The following is a 15,159-nucleotide window of genomic DNA, read 5'->3' on the forward strand; positions in this document are numbered from 1 at the left end:
TTAACCACGCCCGCGGGCTGGTCGACGTCGCCCGTGGAGAACCGCGGCCTCCCGGTCCGCGTCCGGCGGACGGTGGAGCGTGGCGGCCACCGCCGTCAGGCAGATCACGACAGCGGCGACGAGCGGTGGGCGAGCGCCGAGGTGGACGGCCGCCGAGCCGAGGGGTATGGCCAGCACGAGCGGGCCGAACATCGCGGTGTTCGCCGTCGCGGAGACCCGGCCCAGCAGCGCCGAGGGGGTGTGCGTCTGCACGGCCGTCACGGCCGCGACCAGGGTCCAGGGCAGGCCGACGCCGGCGACGACCGCGCCGGCGACAGTGACCGGCCACCAGGGCAGGCCACGGGCCAGGCAACCGACGGCGAACAGCAGCGTCCCGGCGACGCCGACGCCACCCGGGCCGCGGCCGGCCAGGAGCCTGCCGACGATCAGGCCGCCGATGATCGAACCGGCGCCCTGTGCGCTGGTCAGCACGCCCAGGAACGTCGTCGGGAGGCGGAGGTCGGTGGTCACGATCGTGTAGATCGCCGCGGTCGTGAAGCCGGACATGGCGATCGACACGGCGGCGAGCACGACCGGCACGCCGGTCGCCCGCTGTCCGAACAGGACCGACAGTCCGCTGCGCAGGCCCCGGTGTCGCCGCGTCGGCGGGACCTGTGGCGTCCGGTTGAGGCGCACCGTCGCGTACAGGATGGCGACCAGGATCGGCAGGGCCGCGCTGAGTACGACGACCGCGCGGCCGCCGTGCCAGGCGTAGAGGCCCGCCCCGGCCAGCGGGGCGACGAGCTTCGTGCCCTCCTGTGCGCTTGAGCGCCACCCGTTGACGTCGCCGAGTTGCGCAGGTGGCAGCGCGGACGGCAGCAGCGCCGTCTCACCCGCGTCGATGAGCACGTAGCTGACGCCGTAGACGGCCGAAACGGCGAAGATGAGCCACGCCTGCCCCGGCCCGCGCACCGCGAAGAGGGTCAGCAACGCGGCGGCCAACCCGAGGTTGACCGCAATGACAAGCGGCCGTCGGGGTGCCCGGTCGAGCAGGCCGCCCAGCCACGGGCCGGCGAGCACCGGGGCGTACACGCACAGCCCGGTGAGGGCCGCGAGGCCGGTGGAGCCGGTCAGGTCCAGGGTCCAGATGCCGGCCACCAGGGACATGGCGCTGCTGCCGAAGCCGGACAACAGCGAGATCGCCACGAACAGTCCCGCGTTGCGCCGCATGAGTCCTCCAGGTTGAGTCGGGATGACTCATATCCTTTTTCTTGAGGCTTGGCGGCGCAATCCTGGCGAGCTACGTCAACGTGGCATTGACAACGCGGCAACGAGCTTCGCCGCAGCGGCTCGGGCGGGTGCCGGCAGTCGGTCGCCCGCTTCGGCGAGGTCGGCGACGAGATGCGGGACCAGCGCGTACAGCGACCCCGGCGCGGCGTCCAGGGCGGCGTCCACCGTGCCGCGCACGAGTGCCGCGCGACGGAATCGCGCGTTCCACCGCTGGTCCGCGGCGATCCATCGCCCGAGATCGGCCACGGCGGCACGCAGTGCCGCGATCTGCGCCGGGTAGCGGGAGTCGCGGTGCTGCTGCCGTGACCTCCGTGCCGCCACCAGGCGCTGTCGGCGCTGCTCGGCGGCCTGCCGGCTGCCCAGGCCCAACGCCCGCGCCACCTGCGCCCACGTCGCGCCGTGGTGCCGCGCCCGGTCGATCAGGTCCAGCTCCTGCTCGTCCAGGCGGGCGCGGGCAACCTGGACGTCCGCCAACTGCGCCAGCTCCGACGTCACCGTGTCAACGATACGTTGACAGCGGTCGGCGCACCAGGAACACGTCCACCGGGTCCTCGGTTTCCAGCGTGAACCCGTGCCGCTCGTACAGCCGCCGGGCCGGACTGCCCCGCAACACGTTCAGCCGGACCACTGTGCCGTCGCGGTCGCACCGGTCCAGCAACTCGCGCAGCACCGCCGTGCCGATGCCGCTGCCCTGCACGTGCGGAGAGAGGTAGAAATGCTCCAGCCAGTGGGCGTCGTCCGCCGGGCGCAGCGCCACGCAGCCGGCGAACGCGCCGCCCACCTCGACGACCCAGGTGTACGCCGGGGCGAAGCCGTCCCGCAGGCGCTGCCGCACGCGCTGTTCGTCGTACCGCCCGAGCCGCTCCAGATCTGCCCGCAGCACCACGGCGCGTAACTCGGCCACGGCGTCGACGTCCGCCACCGAGGCCTGTCGCAGTTCCCACTCCATCATGATCACCACGCTATCGCCGACCTCGCCGCACACGGGAGGCGCTGCGGGAGGTGCTGGCGGCCCGGCTGCCGGTCGAGCCGGACGGCTCGATCCACCTCGGCGCGCGGGCCTGGGCCGTGCGGGGTTGCGCGCCGCAATAGCCGGCGCGTCTCACGTTTCCGCAGCTCAGCGGGGGTCTCTGTCGGGCAACGGACAAGACGGCAGCGCCTCGGACGGAGCACTGTAGGAGCAGGTGCCGACTCCGCTGGGGGCGCCCGCAGCGGGTTCGTCCTCACCGGGACAAGGACGTCATCACCGCCGACGCCGCCGCCTGGCCGCGTCGTCTGGGCCGGTGTTTCGCCTTCCCTCTCGCACCCGTGTGCGTCCCGCCGGTCCGGCGTCGCTCAGCGCGCCCGGACCCGGCGATCTAGCTCAGAGAGGCACCTCCATGGCCGCTCCCACCGCAACCGCAAGCCTGAACGCGTCGACCTACTCGCCGGGCGCCCAGATGCTGCTGACCGTCACCTACTCCGACCCCGACACCAAGCCGTTGACCGTCACCATCGTGGTCACCGACGCGCAGGGCAACAGCAGCGCGCCCGTCAAGGTCACCGCGGTCATCGACCCGCTCACCCTGACCGTCACCGACACCTCCGGGCGTACCTGGACCCGGGTTTCCGACAACGGCGCGGTCGCCGTCTACCGGGCGGTGGCGTGATGCCCCGCGTCACCGTGCAGGTGCGCGACGCCGCCGGTAACACCGCGACGGCAAGCGCCGACTACACAGTGGGTGGCCAGCCGATACTCGGCGGCTACTACCTCTCCGGGGGTGCCGACCCGACCGCCGACATGGCCGGCGGCAACTTCCACTCGCTGACCCAGTACCGCAGCTTCGCCGACGGTTACATCTTCCCCGGCTACAACCGGCCCTGGCTGATCACGCTGGGCCGGGCGGGGATACAGATGAACATGGTCCTGGAGCTGAAGCACTACGGCGCCCCGGACACCGGCCCGCAGACCTTCACCGTGGACGGCACCACCTACACCGTGCCCGCGCCGTCGATGACCATCCAGCAGCGCCCCAGCACCACCTGGCCGAAGGCGTACGGGTACGGCCAGGTGCTCAGCGGTCAGTGTGACGGGTTGTTCGCCCGCGCGCTGGCGCAGTATCGGACGCTCGGCTTCGGCGTGAACATCCAACTCGCGTCCGAACTGGACACCGACCACGAGTTCGGCACCACCGAAGGCGGTGTCGGGTACACCTGGGCGCAGTCCGACGCCCGGGCGCTGCAGGCGCTCAACTACATGCTCACCTGGTTCAAGACGCGGCCCCTGCCCGGCGGCACGACCTTCTCGATCGGGGTCGGCGGTTTCGACCGGGCCTGCTTCCAGCGCATCCACCCCGAGTCGCTGATGACCCGGCTGGATTTCCTCCAGTGGAACGTCTACGGCACCAACGCCAGCCACACCGCGCTGGCCCGGTTCCGCCGCACCAAGGACTGGGCGGTGGCCGACCTCGGCCCGGTGGCGCTGTCCCGTCCGGTGCTCATCGCCGAGTGGGGGGTGCGGGTCGCCGAGATCCCCAACCAGGCCGCCTGGATCGCCACCGTCCCCGCGGCCATCGCCCAGCTCAACGCCGAGCGTGGACCGCTCATCGTCCGGACCAACTACTTCAACTCCGGGTGGGGCACCCTGACGCCGAAGGCGACCGGGCTGGCCGCGCTGCGGGCGGCCTACTCCACCCCGCCGTACGTCTGAGTCCGCGTCCGGTGGCCCGGTCGGTGCGACCACCGACCGGCCCCGGCCGGGGCACCCTATGCTCGGATCATGGAACTGCGGATCTTCACCGAACCCCAGCAGGGCGCCAGCTACGACCAGTTGCTCGCGGTCGCCCGCTGCGCCGAGGACGCCGGCTACGGCGCGTTCTTCCGGTCCGACCACTACCTCAAGATGGGTGACGTGAGCGGCGCGCCCGGCCCCACCGACGCGTGGACCACTCTCGCCGGCCTGGCCCGGGACACCAGCCGCATCCGGCTCGGCACGTTGATGACCGCGGCCACCTTCCGGCTGCCCGGCCCGCTGGCGATCACCGTGGCGCAGGTCGACCAGATGAGCGGCGGTCGCGTGGAGTTGGGCATCGGCACCGGCTGGTACGCCGAGGAGCACAGCGCGTACGGCATCCCCTTCCCGCCACTGGCCGAGCGGTTCGACCGGCTGGAGGAGCAGCTCGCGGTGATCACCGGGCTCTGGTCCACGCCGCCGGGGGAGCGGTACGAGTACGCCGGCCGGTACTACCCGGTCCGGGATTCGCCCGCGCTGCCGAAGCCCGTGCAGCAGCCGCGCCCACCGATCCTGCTCGGCGGGACGGGCCCGAAGCGCACCCCCGCGCTTGCCGCCCGCTACGCCGACGAGTTCAACCTGCCGTTCGCCTCGGTACCGGACACGGCGGCGCAGTTCGACAGGGTCCGCGCGGCGTGCGCGGAGATCGGCCGGGACCCGGCCGAGCTGGTCTGGTCAAACGCTCTGGTGCTCTGCTGCGGGCGCGACGACGCCGAGGTGGCGCGTCGGGCCGCCGCCATCGGCCGCGATCCGGACGAGTTGCGGGCCAACGGCCTGGCCGGTACGCCCGGCGAGGTCCTGGACACCATCGGCCGGTACGCGGAGATCGGCAGCGAGCGGCTCTACCTCCAGGTGCTTGACCTCGGCGACCTGGCGCACCTCGAACTGGTCGCCGACGAGGTGATGGCGAAGCTCTGAACCAACGGGCCCGCTGCCGGCGGTCAGGCGCGGTGATGGGCGCCCGCGCCCGTCCCGGACGCGTGCGGGTCCCCCAGTACGGTGTCCAGCCGCCCGTCCCGGTCACTGTCCACATAGGTGATGTCGGGTATCCCGTCACCGTCGACGTCGATCTGGACGACGTCGGCGACGCCGTCGCCGTCGAGGTCGGTGACCACCTCCACCGAGCCGTCCAGGTGCCGGGTCACGATCGACTGTGGCCCGCCGCCGGGCGCTCGCGGCGCCGGGCCGGGTGTGGGCACCGGCGTCGGGGCCGGCGCGGGCGCCGGGGTGGGTCGGGGACCGGGCGTGGGCGCCGGGTGACTGGGCAACCCGCCGGCCGACGGCGCGCTGGCCTGCTCGACGCCGCTGCCGGTCGGGTCCAGCTCCTCCTCGGAGGGAAACACGTCGCCCCGCGGGGCCGGATCACGGTAGCTGCTCATGGGCGTAGGGTTCCCCGCCGATGACGAGAACAACCGTGCCCGATCGACCGGTGTCCTCGGTGGGCGGTTTGGCGGAAGATGCTGGAACCGACGCCACGGTCATGAACGGGGGTCCGAGCGTGGAACTGCGCCGGAATCGGGGGGCCCGTGCGCTCGCTCTGGTATGCGTACTCGGTGGGGTGTTCCTGTTGGTTTATCCCAGCGACGGAGCACCGCTACGGATGATCATCGCGGGGGGTGCCGCCGCGCTCGGCGCTGTCGCGCTGGTCAGCGCGCTGCGACCGTTCCGGTTCGGGATCGGCGCCGAAGGGCTCACCATCCGGCGGCCCGGCCTGCGTCGCGACATCCGCTGGGCCGAGGTCGACACGTTGGTCCTCGACGAGCCGCCCCGCCGCGACGGCTACCGCAAACCGCCGCGGCTGCTGCTGGTGCCCGTGCCGGGGGTCCCGGTGGAGCCGGTGACCGCCCGCCACCCGCTCGACGGCCGCCCCGCCATCGAGTTGCTCGCCCTCGACCAGGTCCGCGAGCAGCCCGACCAGGTGTCCGCCGCGCTCACGCGATACGCCGGTGACCGTTTCGTCGACCTGCTGGCGCTGCGCCGAGCCGCCTTCGCCGACCCCGACCTCCCGGTGGGCCTGCGTGGCTACCAGATGGACCGGGTCGACCGGTTGATCCGACGCGGCCAGGACGCCCTGCTGTCCGGGGACGCGCCGACCCGGCAGGCGGCCCGCGGTGAGATCGAACGTGCCAGCGTGGCCGGTCTGCCGATCGCCCAGCGTGGCTACAACACGCTCCAGACGGATACGGTTCTGGACGCCCTCGTCGCCGCGTTGGCCGACCACCCGTCCACCGATCGGGAGACCGCTACATGATCGCGCACGGACAGCACGCCACACCGGCCACGGCGGCCGACGTTCCGCGCCGCAACTGGGCCGGCAACGTGCGGTACGCCGCTCGGGCGTTCCACCGACCGACCTCCACCGACGAACTGCGTCGACTGGTCGCCGGCAGCACCCGGATCCGGGCGGTGGGCAGCGGGCACTCCTTCAACCGGATCGGCGACACCGACGGTGACCTGGTCACCCTCGCCGGGCTGCCCCCGGTGGTCGAGGTCGACCACGAGCGCGCGCAGGTCACGGTGAGCGGGGCGATGCGCTACGGCGACCTCGCCCGACACCTGCACACCCAGGGATACGCGCTTGCCAACCTCGCCTCACTGCCACACATCTCGGTGGCCGGCGCGGTGGCGACCGCCACCCACGGTTCCGGTCAGACCCACGGCAACCTGGCCACCGCGGTCGCCGGCCTGGAGATGGTCACCGCGGCCGGCGACCTGCTGCGGGTCGACCGCGAGAGCGACGCGTTCGCCGGCATGGTGGTCGGGCTCGGCGCGCTCGGCCTGGTCACCCGGGTCACCCTGGACGTGGTGCCCACCTTCGAGCTGCGCCAGTACGTGTCGCTCGACCTCGACCGGGAGGCATTGGACGAGGCGCTCGGCTCGGCGTACAGCGTGAGTGTCTTCACCGACTGGCGTACGCCCCGACTGCGTGAGGTGTGGCGCAAGCAGGTGGCCGACCAGCCGCCGCCCTCGGCGGACTGGCTCGGCACCACCGCCGCCGCCGCGCCCCGGCACCCGGTGCTCGGAATGCCACCGGAGAACTGCACCCCGCAGCTCGGCGAGCCCGGCCCGTGGCACGAGCGGCTGCCGCACTTCAAGCTCGGCTTCACCCCGAGCAGCGGCGACGAGTTGCAGTCGGAGTACCACCTGCCGCGTACGGCGGTAGCCGACGCGCTCGCCGCGCTGGACGAGGTGGCGCACCTGATCGCACCGGTGCTGCTGGTGTGCGAGCTGCGGACCGTGGCGGCGGACGAGCTGTGGCTCAGCCCGAACCACCGGCGGGACAGCTTCGTCGTGCACTTCACCTGGATCGACGACACGGCGGCCGTGCTGCCGGTGGTGGCGGCCGTGGAGGCACGCCTGGCGCCGTTCGCGCCGCGCCCACACTGGGGCAAGGTCTTCGTCACCGACCCGGCCGAGCTGGCGGACCGCTACCCGCGGCACGCCGACTTCGCCGCCCTGCTGCCCCGGCTCGACCCGACCGGCAAGTTCCGCACCGACCTGCTGGACCGCTACTTCCCCCGCTGACCCCCGGACCCCCGGACCCCCGGACCCCCACCCCCCGTTGATCATGAGGTTGGCGGGGTCCAACTCGGCGTAGCACGCCGCTAACCTCATGATCAGCGGGAGGTGGCCGGAGTGGCGAGCGTGCTGTGTTGCACGGCGCGACTGATGTCGCTGGGGGAGACGATGCCGACCAGTTGACCGTCTGTGACCACCAGGGCGCGACCGTCGGCGCACTCGCTGAGCCGGGGGAGCAGGTCGTTGAGTTCCTCGCCGGGCTGGGCGAGGACCAACTGGTCGGCCCGGCAGGCCACCTCGGCGAGCGTGGTCGACGCCCGCCGCTCGGGCGGCACACCGCGTACCCGGTCGACGGTGACCAGGCCGGTCGGCCGGCCCTCCTCGGTGAGGGGCAGCGCCGAATGCCGGTAGGCGAACAGGTAGTGGTCGACGAAGTCGGCGACTGTCATCTCCGCCGAGGCGGTCTGCGGTTGCGGCGTCATGACGTCACCGACCCGGACCCCGCGCAGGGCGCTGCCGGTGCGGGCCTGCCGCTCCTCGGCCCCGGCGGCACCGATCAGGAACCAGCCGATCAGGGCCAGCCAGAGCCCACCGAAACCGACACCGGACAGGAACTGCCACAGCCCCAGGCCGATCAGCAGGACGCCCAGCACCCAGCCCGCCCGCGCGGCGGCCACCGACGCTCTGGTCCGGTCACCGGTGGCCTTCCACACCGCGGCGCGCAGCAACCGGCCGCCGTCCAGGGGTGCGGCCGGCAACACGTTGAAGACGGCCAGCAGCACGTTGATGCCGGCCAACCACGCCACCGCCCCGAAGAGCAGCCCGCCCTGCCCGGCCAACGCGAGCAGCGCGGCGATCGCGCCGAAGAACGCCCCGAGCAGCAGGCTGACCAGGGGGCCGACACCCGCGATCCGCAGCTCCGCGCCGGGGTCGCGCGGCTCGCCCCGCAACTCGGCCACACCGCCGAACAGCCACAGCGTGATGCCGTTGACGGTGAGCCCGTTGCGCTTGGCGACCACCGCGTGCGACACCTCGTGGGCGAGCAGGCCGACGAAGAAGACCACCGCCGCGGCCAGCCCGGCGAGGGTGTACGCCACGGGCGAGCGGTCGGGGTACGAGCGGGGGAACTGGTTGGCCGCCAGCCCCCACGCGATCAGCGCGAAGATGACCAGGACACTCCAGTTGACGCCGACCGGTACCCCCGCGACCCGACCAAGTCGGAAACTGGCCCTCATCCCACCCGGATACCCCGCCAGACCGGGGGCATGCCAAGGCGAATCAGGCGCACCGCGTGATCAGTCGGCGGTGCCGGGCGGGACGACCCAGGCGCTGGGCTGCCCGGTGATAGCGCTGATAAGATCGAAGTCTCCGTCGTAATGCAGCACGGTGACCCCATGTCGTTCGGCGGTGGCAGCGATCAGCAGATCCGCCATGGACAGGGCGCGGTGGTTGCCCTTGTGAAGGGCCTGCACCTGCACGTCGATCGCTCGATCCCAGACTTCGTCAGGCATCGGCAGCCAGTGGAAGCCGCCCATCAACCACCGGGCACGCTGCGCATCCTTCGCAGTACGGGCACTGTGAATGACCTCGATCTCGACAGCGCCGCAGACCGCGAGCAACCCACGGTCGGAGAGTTCACCGAGTACCGGAGCCACCTGCCGCTTCGGCCAGCGGGCGAGGGCGGATTTGTCGAGCAGGTAGTGCTCGTGACTCACGCCGCGTCCGGCTCAGCGGTTCCAACGGGGCCGGTCAGATCGGGCAGCCCGCCGCTCTTGAGCCAGTCGGCGAACTGTCGCCGCTTCTCTCGATCGACGATGGCCTTGAGGGCGGCGTTGACGGTGGCCTTCTTCGTCGTGGTGCCGAGGATCTCGCCAGCCTCGGCGAGGAGTTCATCATCGACGTCAAGGATCGTCCGGCTCACGGTGCCTCCTCAGGTAGGCGATCATCGCGATGATATCAAGATGACGGATTTTTGATATCACGCCGCGCCGAGTCGCCATGCTGACACCGCCTGATCGGCGGTTCAGCGGCGCGGGGACTCGCTGGCGATGGTCGCCTCCCGGGGAAGGGCCGCCGCGCGCAGCGCCCAGTCCAGCGCGTAGTCGGCGATCTCCTCCCAGCCGTCCTGCCCGACGGTGAAGTGTGTTCGGCCGGGGAACTCGTGGTACGCGGTGAGCGCCCGGGACTTCTGGTAGAGCGCCGCGTTGGTCCGGACCACCGACGCCGGCACCACGTGGTCCGCCCCGCCGGCCAGCAGGAGCAGCGGTGCCCGGTCGTCGCGTGCGGTGTCGACCCGGGCCGGCGAGCGCGGATCGACGTTGGCGAAGGCGCCCTCGAAGAACACCCGGCCGGCGCCGGGGACGGCATAGCGCTGCCAGGCCCGGTCGGAGTCCTCGCGGCTCATCGTGTTACCAAAGGTGTAGGCGAAGTCGTCAGGCGTGAACGGAACGGCCTTGCTCCGGTTGGCTGGGCTGCGCAGGATCGGGAAGCCGGAGCGCAGCGTGCTCAGCGGCACCTTGAGCACCCCCTTCACCGCCGCGGGGTGCACCCCGACCACTGCCGCGCCGAGGCCCCGGTCGGCGAGAACCTGCGCGAAGAGGCCGCCGAACGAGTGGCCCATGATGATCGGTGGTCGGGGGAGCGCCCGGATGATCCGGTCGTAGTGCGCGACGATCGTGGCCATGCTCTGGTCGGCGATCGGAGCGGGGTCGGCGCGCAACTGCTCCACGGAGCGGTCCATGCCGGGCCAGGCCGGGGCGATGACGTGCAGGCCGCGCCTGGTGTACCGCTCGACCCACCCCTGCCAGCTACGGGGGGTCATCCAGAGTCCGTGGATCAGCACTACCGTGTCGACCTGGCCCTGCGGTGTGGCACCCATCGCGTCCTCCCGGTGTCGCGGCGTCCCGGCCCGGCGGGTACCCGTTGCCGTGCGCGGAATTCCTCGCCGCCAGGACCGACTGCTGGCCTGACGCTCCGGGTCACCAGGCGATGACGCCGGCCGTCAACGACGGCCCCTGACAAATGTCACGGCCGGGACGTGACGGCCGCCCCGGGCATCGACGTACGCGCCGCCGGAGCATGTTTGACATGACCAGTACGCATCCGGCCGTCGAGTTGAACGGCCTCACCAAGACCTTCGGCGCGGTCACCGCTGTCGACGGGCTGAGCCTGCGGGTGCAGCCCGGCGAGGTGGTGGCGTTCCTCGGCCCCAACGGGGCGGGCAAGACCACCACCATCGACATGCTGCTCGGTTTGGCCCGTCCGGACGAGGGCACCGTCCGCATCCTCGGCGGCACCCCGGACAAGGCGGTGGCCCGGGGTCGGGTCGCCGCCGTACTCCAGACCGGCGGGCTGCTCAAGGACCTCACCGTCGGCGAGACGGTCGAGATGACCGCGCACTTCTACCGGCACACCCGCCCAGCCGCCGAGGTGCTGGAGCGGGCCGGCATCGCCGACATCGCCGGCCGGGTCGTCGGGCGCTGCTCCGGCGGCCAGCAGCAGCGACTGCGCTTCGCGCTGGCCCTCCTGCCCGACCCGGACCTGATGGTGCTCGACGAGCCGACCACCGGCATGGACGTCGAGGGCCGCCGGGACTTCTGGCAGGCGCTGCGCCGCGACGCGCGGGCCGGCCGGACCGTCATCTTCGCCACCCACTACCTCGACGAGGCCGACGCGTACGCCGACCGGATCGTGCTGGTCCGACAGGGGCGCATCGTCGCCGACGGCACCACCGCGGAGATCAAGAACCTGGCCGCCGGCCGTACCGTGCGGGCCACCCTGCCCGGCGCCGACCAGGCCGCGCTCGCCGCGCTGCCCGGGGTGGACGCCGTGGAGGTACGCGGCGACAGCGTGCTGGTGCGTACCGGCGACTCGGACGCGATCGCCCGGCACCTGCTCACCCGGACCGACGCCCGGGACGTGGAGATCACCTCCCGCAACCTCGAGGACGCCTTCCTCGCCCTGACCACCGCGCACCCCGGAGCCTGAGATGACCACACTCACCCCCACTCCCTCCCGTGCCGTCGAGCCGGACCGTCGGCTGCCCGCCCTTGGCGGTTTCGCCCCGGGCGTCCTGCGCATCGAGCTGCGCCGGGTGCTGCGTAACCGCCGCACCCTCGCCTTCACGCTGATCATGCCGGGCGTCTTCTTCCTCATCTTCGGTCTGCCGCAGGGCGGGCAGTCGCTTGACAACGGCCGCCCGGTCACGGCGTACGTCATGATCAGCCTCGCCGTGTACGCGGCCATGGTGGCGACCACGAGCGCGGGCGGCGCGGTCGCCACCGAGCGGGCCCTGGGCTGGAGCCGTCAGTTGCGGCTCACCCCGTTGCGCCCGACCGCGTACGTGGCGACGAAGCTGGTCACCGCGATGACCCTCGGCCTGCTCGCCGTCGTCGTCGAGTTCCTGGTGGGCGCTGCGGCCGGTGTGCGCATCCCCGCGTACGTCTGGCTGCTGTCCGGGCTCGCCGCCTGGATCGGCTCACTTGTCTTCGCCGCGTTCGGCCTGTTCATCGGCTACCTGGTGCCGGCCGAGAACGTCATGCAGTTCATCGGCCCGATCCTGGCCGTGCTGGCCATGTTCGGCGGCCTGTTCGTCCCGGTCGAGGTGCTGCCGGAGGTGCTCCAGCAGGTCGCGAAGTTCACCCCGGTGTACGGCATGGGGGTGCTGGCCCGCGCCCCGCTGACCGGCGAGGGGGTGAGCGCGGCGGCTCTGGTCAATCTCGTCGGCTGGGCGTTGGTCTTCGGTGTCGGTGCGGCCCGGCTGTTCCGCCGGGACACCGCGCGGGTCTGACCACCGCGACGGCTAGCGTGGACCCGATGGATCTCTCGACCGGGCAGCCCTGGCCGGTGAGCCGCCACTGGCGGTTCACCGGCTGGCTGCTGGCCGCCGTGTGGCTGTTCTTCCTCAACGTGCCGCTCGCCACGGCGTTGCACCAACCGCAGCCGTGGCGGCGGGTCCTCGGGGTGGCGGCCCTGCTCGTGTTCGGCGTCGGTTACGTGCTGCTGTTCCAGTGGGCCCGCAAGCAGCGCCAGGCACTGCTGCCGATCCCGGCGGGTCGGGCGCGGGTCGGGCTGGTGCTGCTGCTCGCGGTGGGCGTGGTCAGCATCCCGGGCACGGGTGGGGACTGGCTGGCGACCCTGGTCTACGTGGCGGCGGCAGGGGTGTTCCTGCTGCCGGCGGGGGAGGCGTTGGCCGCGGTGGTGCTCTGCGCGCTGACCCCCGTGCTGGCGTCCTGGCTCGTGCCGGGCTGGGAGGCGGAGAGCGGCATCGTCTTCGCGGTGCTGCTCGCCTCGTTCGCGATGTTCGGGGTGTCCCGACTTGCCCAGCGCAACAGTGAACTTCGGGCCGCCCAACGGGAGATCGGCCGGCTCGCGGTCGCCGAGGAACGGGCCCGCGCCGCCCGCGACCTGCACGACATTCTCGGGCACTCGTTGACCGTGGTGGCGATCAAGGCCGAGTTGGCGGGCCGGCTCATCGAGGTGGACCGCGAACGCGCCGCCGCCGAGATCGCCGAGGTGGAGGCGCTGGCCCGCGCGGCGCTGTCCGACGTGCGGCAGACGGTCGGGGCGTACCGGGAGGTCACCCTCACCGCGGAGTTGGCCGGCGCCCGCTCCGCGCTGGCCGCGGCGGGCATCGAGGCGGACCTGCCGGCCGAGGTGCCGGCGCTGCCGGAGGAGTGGGACCGGTTGTTCGGGTGGGCGGTACGGGAAGGGGTGACGAACGTGGTCCGGCACAGCGGGGCGCGGTGCTGCACGGTCCGGGTGTACCCGGACCGGGTCGAGGTGAGCGACGACGGTCGGGGCCCGTCCACTCCCGACGCCACCGGGCACGGGCTCGTCGGCCTGCGTGAGCGGGCGCGGGAGTTGGACGCCTCGTTGACCGTCGGCCGCCGGCCCGACGGGAGTGGCTTCCTGCTCCGGGTGCACGCCCCGGCGGAGGCCCGGTGAGTGCCCCCGGCGCGGGGCCGCCCGACCCGATCCGGCTGCTGCTCGCCGACGACCAGGCGCTGGTCCGCGGCGCGCTGGCGGCGCTGCTCTCGCTGGAGGAGGACCTGAGCGTGGTGGCCGAGGTCGGTCGCGGCGACGAGGTGGTGCCCGCGGCCCGCCGCAGCAACCCCGACGTCGCCCTGCTGGACGTGGAGATGCCCGGCCTGGACGGGATCGCCGCCGCCGCCGCGTTACGGACCGCGCTGCCGACCTGCCGGGTGCTCGTGGTGACCACCTTCGGTCGGCCCGGCTACCTGCGTCGGGCGATGGAGGCCGGCGCGAGCGGCTTCGTGGTCAAGGACACCCCGGCCCGGCAACTCGCCGACGCGGTCCGCCGGGTGCACGCGGGCCTGCGGGTGGTCGACCCCACGCTTGCCGCCGAGACCCTGGCCGCCGGGGTGAGCCCACTGACCGACCGGGAGACCGAGGTGCTGCGGACCGCCCGTGGCGGTGGCACGGTCGCCGACCTGGCCGGGGCGTTGCACCTGTCCGAGGGGACGGTGCGCAACCACCTCTCGGCTGCGATCGGCAAGACCGGCGCCCGCAACCGGGCCGAGGCGATCCGGATCGCCGAGCAGAACGGTTGGCTGCTCGGCGAGTGACCGCTGCCGGTCAGGCGGTCGGGGGCGGGGTGGGCAGCTTGTCGACGACCACCACACTGCTGCCGGGGCGGACCTCGGCGAGCAGTTCCCGCTGACCGCTGCGGGTCAACCGGATACAGCCGTTCGTGGTGTTCTCGCCCAACTCGTCGTCGTCGTGCCAGGTGTGCACTCCGATGTGGGCGCCCCGCAGCCCGGCCGGCACCGACTCGGGGTCGTCGGGCACCGCGCCGAGGGCGTAGATGTCCACGCCGCCGTAGACCTCCTCCGGCGGCGGGGTACGGCCCAGGACGAAGGTCCGCCCCAGCGGGGTCTCCTGCCCCGACTGGCCGAGGCTGACCTCCCAGGAGCGCACCGCCGTGCCGGCCCGGTACCAGGTGAGCCGGTGGACCTTGCGTTCCACCACGATCTGGTCGCGCAGCGCCACTGTGTCGAACCCACCGGGAGGCAGCCAGGCGAGCCGCCGGTTGGCCGACGGCAGCAGGACGGCGGTCCAGCCGACACGCCGGTCGGCGATCGGCATGGTGAGGTCGACGCCGCTTATCGTCGGTTCGAGGAAGGCTCGCGGACGGCCGCCGGGCGCGTCGTACGCGGCGATCCGCCTGGTCGGGTGCGCGCCCTCGGTGAGCGGCGTGGTGTCCATGGTGGCCGGATCGGCGGGGAAGCCTCCGGGCGCGGGGTCGTAGTCGACCACCGGCAGCCCCGCCGGGGCGGGCGCGGCCGGGGGGATGGACTCCTCGGGGCTCTGCTCGACGGTGTTCGGCGTCGGGTCGGCCGCCGCGATCCGTCTGTCGGGAGCCGTCGTGCCGGGGGTCAGGGCCTGGCCCACCAGCAGCGCGGCCACCAGCAGGGCCGGTACGGCGATCGCGGCGGCCACCCAGGGGCCACGGCGGCGGTACGAAGACTTTCGGTCAAACGGCACGAAACCACTCTAAGGTGGCGGACGGCTCGGGGCTCCCGGTTCGGTGAGACCCGCCGACCAAAGGCCCCGCGAGCGCGCCAAGGTGGACGGAAACG

Annotated in this window: 18 protein-coding genes; 9 read left to right on the top strand and 9 right to left on the bottom strand. The window is 72.7% G+C overall.

Features of this window, described 5'->3' with window-relative positions; genetic code table 11:
- The 3 genes from AB0F61_RS15755 to AB0F61_RS15765 all read right to left on the bottom strand — a co-directional run bounded on the left by AB0F61_RS15755 (window position 1) and on the right by AB0F61_RS15765 (window position 2,221).
- Window positions 1-1,209, bottom strand: coding sequence for an MFS transporter (locus AB0F61_RS15755; protein ID WP_357809494.1), 1,209 nt, complete (start codon window positions 1,207-1,209; stop codon window positions 1-3).
- Window positions 1,210-1,284: 75 nt separating this feature from the next.
- Window positions 1,285-1,764: a hypothetical protein gene (locus AB0F61_RS15760; protein WP_357809497.1), complete on the bottom strand. Its 480-nt coding sequence runs from the start codon at window positions 1,762-1,764 to the stop codon at window positions 1,285-1,287.
- Window positions 1,765-1,768: 4 nt separating this feature from the next.
- On the bottom strand, window positions 1,769-2,221 hold the full coding sequence (locus AB0F61_RS15765; RefSeq protein ID WP_357809500.1) for a GNAT family N-acetyltransferase: 453 nt from the start codon (window positions 2,219-2,221) through the stop codon (window positions 1,769-1,771).
- A gap of 427 nt (window positions 2,222-2,648) precedes the next feature.
- On the opposite strand from AB0F61_RS15765, the gene AB0F61_RS15770 reads away from it, so the two are divergent.
- The 3 genes from AB0F61_RS15770 to AB0F61_RS15780 all read left to right on the top strand — a co-directional run bounded on the left by AB0F61_RS15770 (window position 2,649) and on the right by AB0F61_RS15780 (window position 4,957).
- A complete protein-coding gene (locus tag AB0F61_RS15770) occupies window positions 2,649-2,918 on the top strand; it encodes a hypothetical protein (protein WP_357809504.1) in 270 nt (89 codons plus the stop codon).
- Entirely contained in the window at window positions 2,918-3,958 is a 1,041-nt protein-coding gene (locus tag AB0F61_RS15775) for a hypothetical protein (protein WP_357809507.1), read from the top strand. Before AB0F61_RS15770 ends, AB0F61_RS15775 begins: the two co-directional genes overlap by 1 nt.
- Before the next feature lie 69 nt (window positions 3,959-4,027).
- Window positions 4,028-4,957: an LLM class F420-dependent oxidoreductase gene (locus tag AB0F61_RS15780; protein WP_357809510.1), complete on the top strand. Its 930-nt coding sequence runs from the start codon at window positions 4,028-4,030 to the stop codon at window positions 4,955-4,957.
- A gap of 23 nt (window positions 4,958-4,980) precedes the next feature.
- Here AB0F61_RS15780 and AB0F61_RS15785 read toward each other — a convergent pair whose 3' ends face one another.
- Window positions 4,981-5,418, bottom strand: coding sequence for a hypothetical protein (locus AB0F61_RS15785; RefSeq protein WP_357809513.1), 438 nt, complete (start codon window positions 5,416-5,418; stop codon window positions 4,981-4,983).
- A 221-nt stretch (window positions 5,419-5,639) separates the two neighbouring features.
- Here AB0F61_RS15785 and AB0F61_RS15790 point away from each other — a divergent pair, with 221 nt between their 5' ends.
- Entirely contained in the window at window positions 5,640-6,290 is a 651-nt protein-coding gene (locus AB0F61_RS15790) for a hypothetical protein (RefSeq protein WP_357809516.1), read from the top strand.
- The gene (locus tag AB0F61_RS15795; protein ID WP_357809519.1) at window positions 6,287-7,564 is read left to right on the top strand and encodes an FAD-binding protein; all 1,278 of its coding nucleotides are present in this window, start codon (window positions 6,287-6,289) and stop codon (window positions 7,562-7,564) included. Before AB0F61_RS15790 ends, AB0F61_RS15795 begins: the two co-directional genes overlap by 4 nt.
- Before the next feature lie 92 nt (window positions 7,565-7,656).
- Here the strand turns inward: AB0F61_RS15795 and AB0F61_RS15800 are convergent, their stop codons facing one another.
- From AB0F61_RS15800 to AB0F61_RS15815, 4 genes are all read right to left on the bottom strand, one after another.
- Window positions 7,657-8,793 (bottom strand): site-2 protease family protein, encoded by a 1,137-nt coding sequence (locus AB0F61_RS15800; RefSeq protein ID WP_357809522.1) that lies wholly within the window; start codon window positions 8,791-8,793, stop codon window positions 7,657-7,659.
- A 60-nt stretch (window positions 8,794-8,853) separates the two neighbouring features.
- Window positions 8,854-9,273: a PIN domain nuclease gene (locus AB0F61_RS15805; RefSeq protein WP_357809526.1), complete on the bottom strand. Its 420-nt coding sequence runs from the start codon at window positions 9,271-9,273 to the stop codon at window positions 8,854-8,856.
- Complete coding sequence (locus AB0F61_RS15810) at window positions 9,270-9,479, bottom strand: type II toxin-antitoxin system VapB family antitoxin (RefSeq protein ID WP_357809529.1); 210 nt, start codon at window positions 9,477-9,479, stop codon at window positions 9,270-9,272. The genes AB0F61_RS15805 and AB0F61_RS15810 overlap by 4 nt, the downstream gene beginning before the upstream one ends.
- Before the next feature lie 102 nt (window positions 9,480-9,581).
- Window positions 9,582-10,436, bottom strand: a complete 855-nt coding sequence (locus AB0F61_RS15815) for an alpha/beta fold hydrolase (RefSeq protein ID WP_357809531.1) — start codon at window positions 10,434-10,436, stop codon at window positions 9,582-9,584.
- A gap of 209 nt (window positions 10,437-10,645) precedes the next feature.
- Here AB0F61_RS15815 and AB0F61_RS15820 point away from each other — a divergent pair, with 209 nt between their 5' ends.
- From AB0F61_RS15820 to AB0F61_RS15835, 4 genes are read left to right on the top strand one after another with little or no spacing between them, the layout of a single operon-like run.
- Complete coding sequence (locus AB0F61_RS15820; RefSeq protein ID WP_357809534.1) at window positions 10,646-11,545, top strand: ABC transporter ATP-binding protein; 900 nt, start codon at window positions 10,646-10,648, stop codon at window positions 11,543-11,545.
- A gap of 1 nt (window position 11,546) precedes the next feature.
- Window positions 11,547-12,347, top strand: coding sequence for an ABC transporter permease (locus tag AB0F61_RS15825; RefSeq protein WP_357809537.1), 801 nt, complete (start codon window positions 11,547-11,549; stop codon window positions 12,345-12,347).
- A gap of 26 nt (window positions 12,348-12,373) precedes the next feature.
- Window positions 12,374-13,504: a histidine kinase gene (locus AB0F61_RS15830; RefSeq protein WP_357809539.1), complete on the top strand. Its 1,131-nt coding sequence runs from the start codon at window positions 12,374-12,376 to the stop codon at window positions 13,502-13,504.
- The gene (locus tag AB0F61_RS15835) at window positions 13,501-14,145 is read left to right on the top strand and encodes a response regulator transcription factor (RefSeq protein WP_357809542.1); all 645 of its coding nucleotides are present in this window, start codon (window positions 13,501-13,503) and stop codon (window positions 14,143-14,145) included. Before AB0F61_RS15830 ends, AB0F61_RS15835 begins: the two co-directional genes overlap by 4 nt.
- 10 nt (window positions 14,146-14,155) lie before the next feature.
- Here AB0F61_RS15835 and AB0F61_RS15840 read toward each other — a convergent pair whose 3' ends face one another.
- Window positions 14,156-15,064 carry a L,D-transpeptidase gene (locus tag AB0F61_RS15840; RefSeq protein ID WP_357809545.1) on the bottom strand — a complete coding sequence of 303 codons (909 nt, stop codon included), beginning with the start codon at window positions 15,062-15,064 and terminating at the stop codon, window positions 14,156-14,158.
- Between the last annotated feature and the right edge of the window lie 95 nt (window positions 15,065-15,159).

The sequence above is a fragment of the Micromonospora sp. NPDC023888 genome, assembly GCF_040639415.1.
Taxonomy (GTDB): domain Bacteria; phylum Actinomycetota; class Actinomycetes; order Mycobacteriales; family Micromonosporaceae; genus Micromonospora.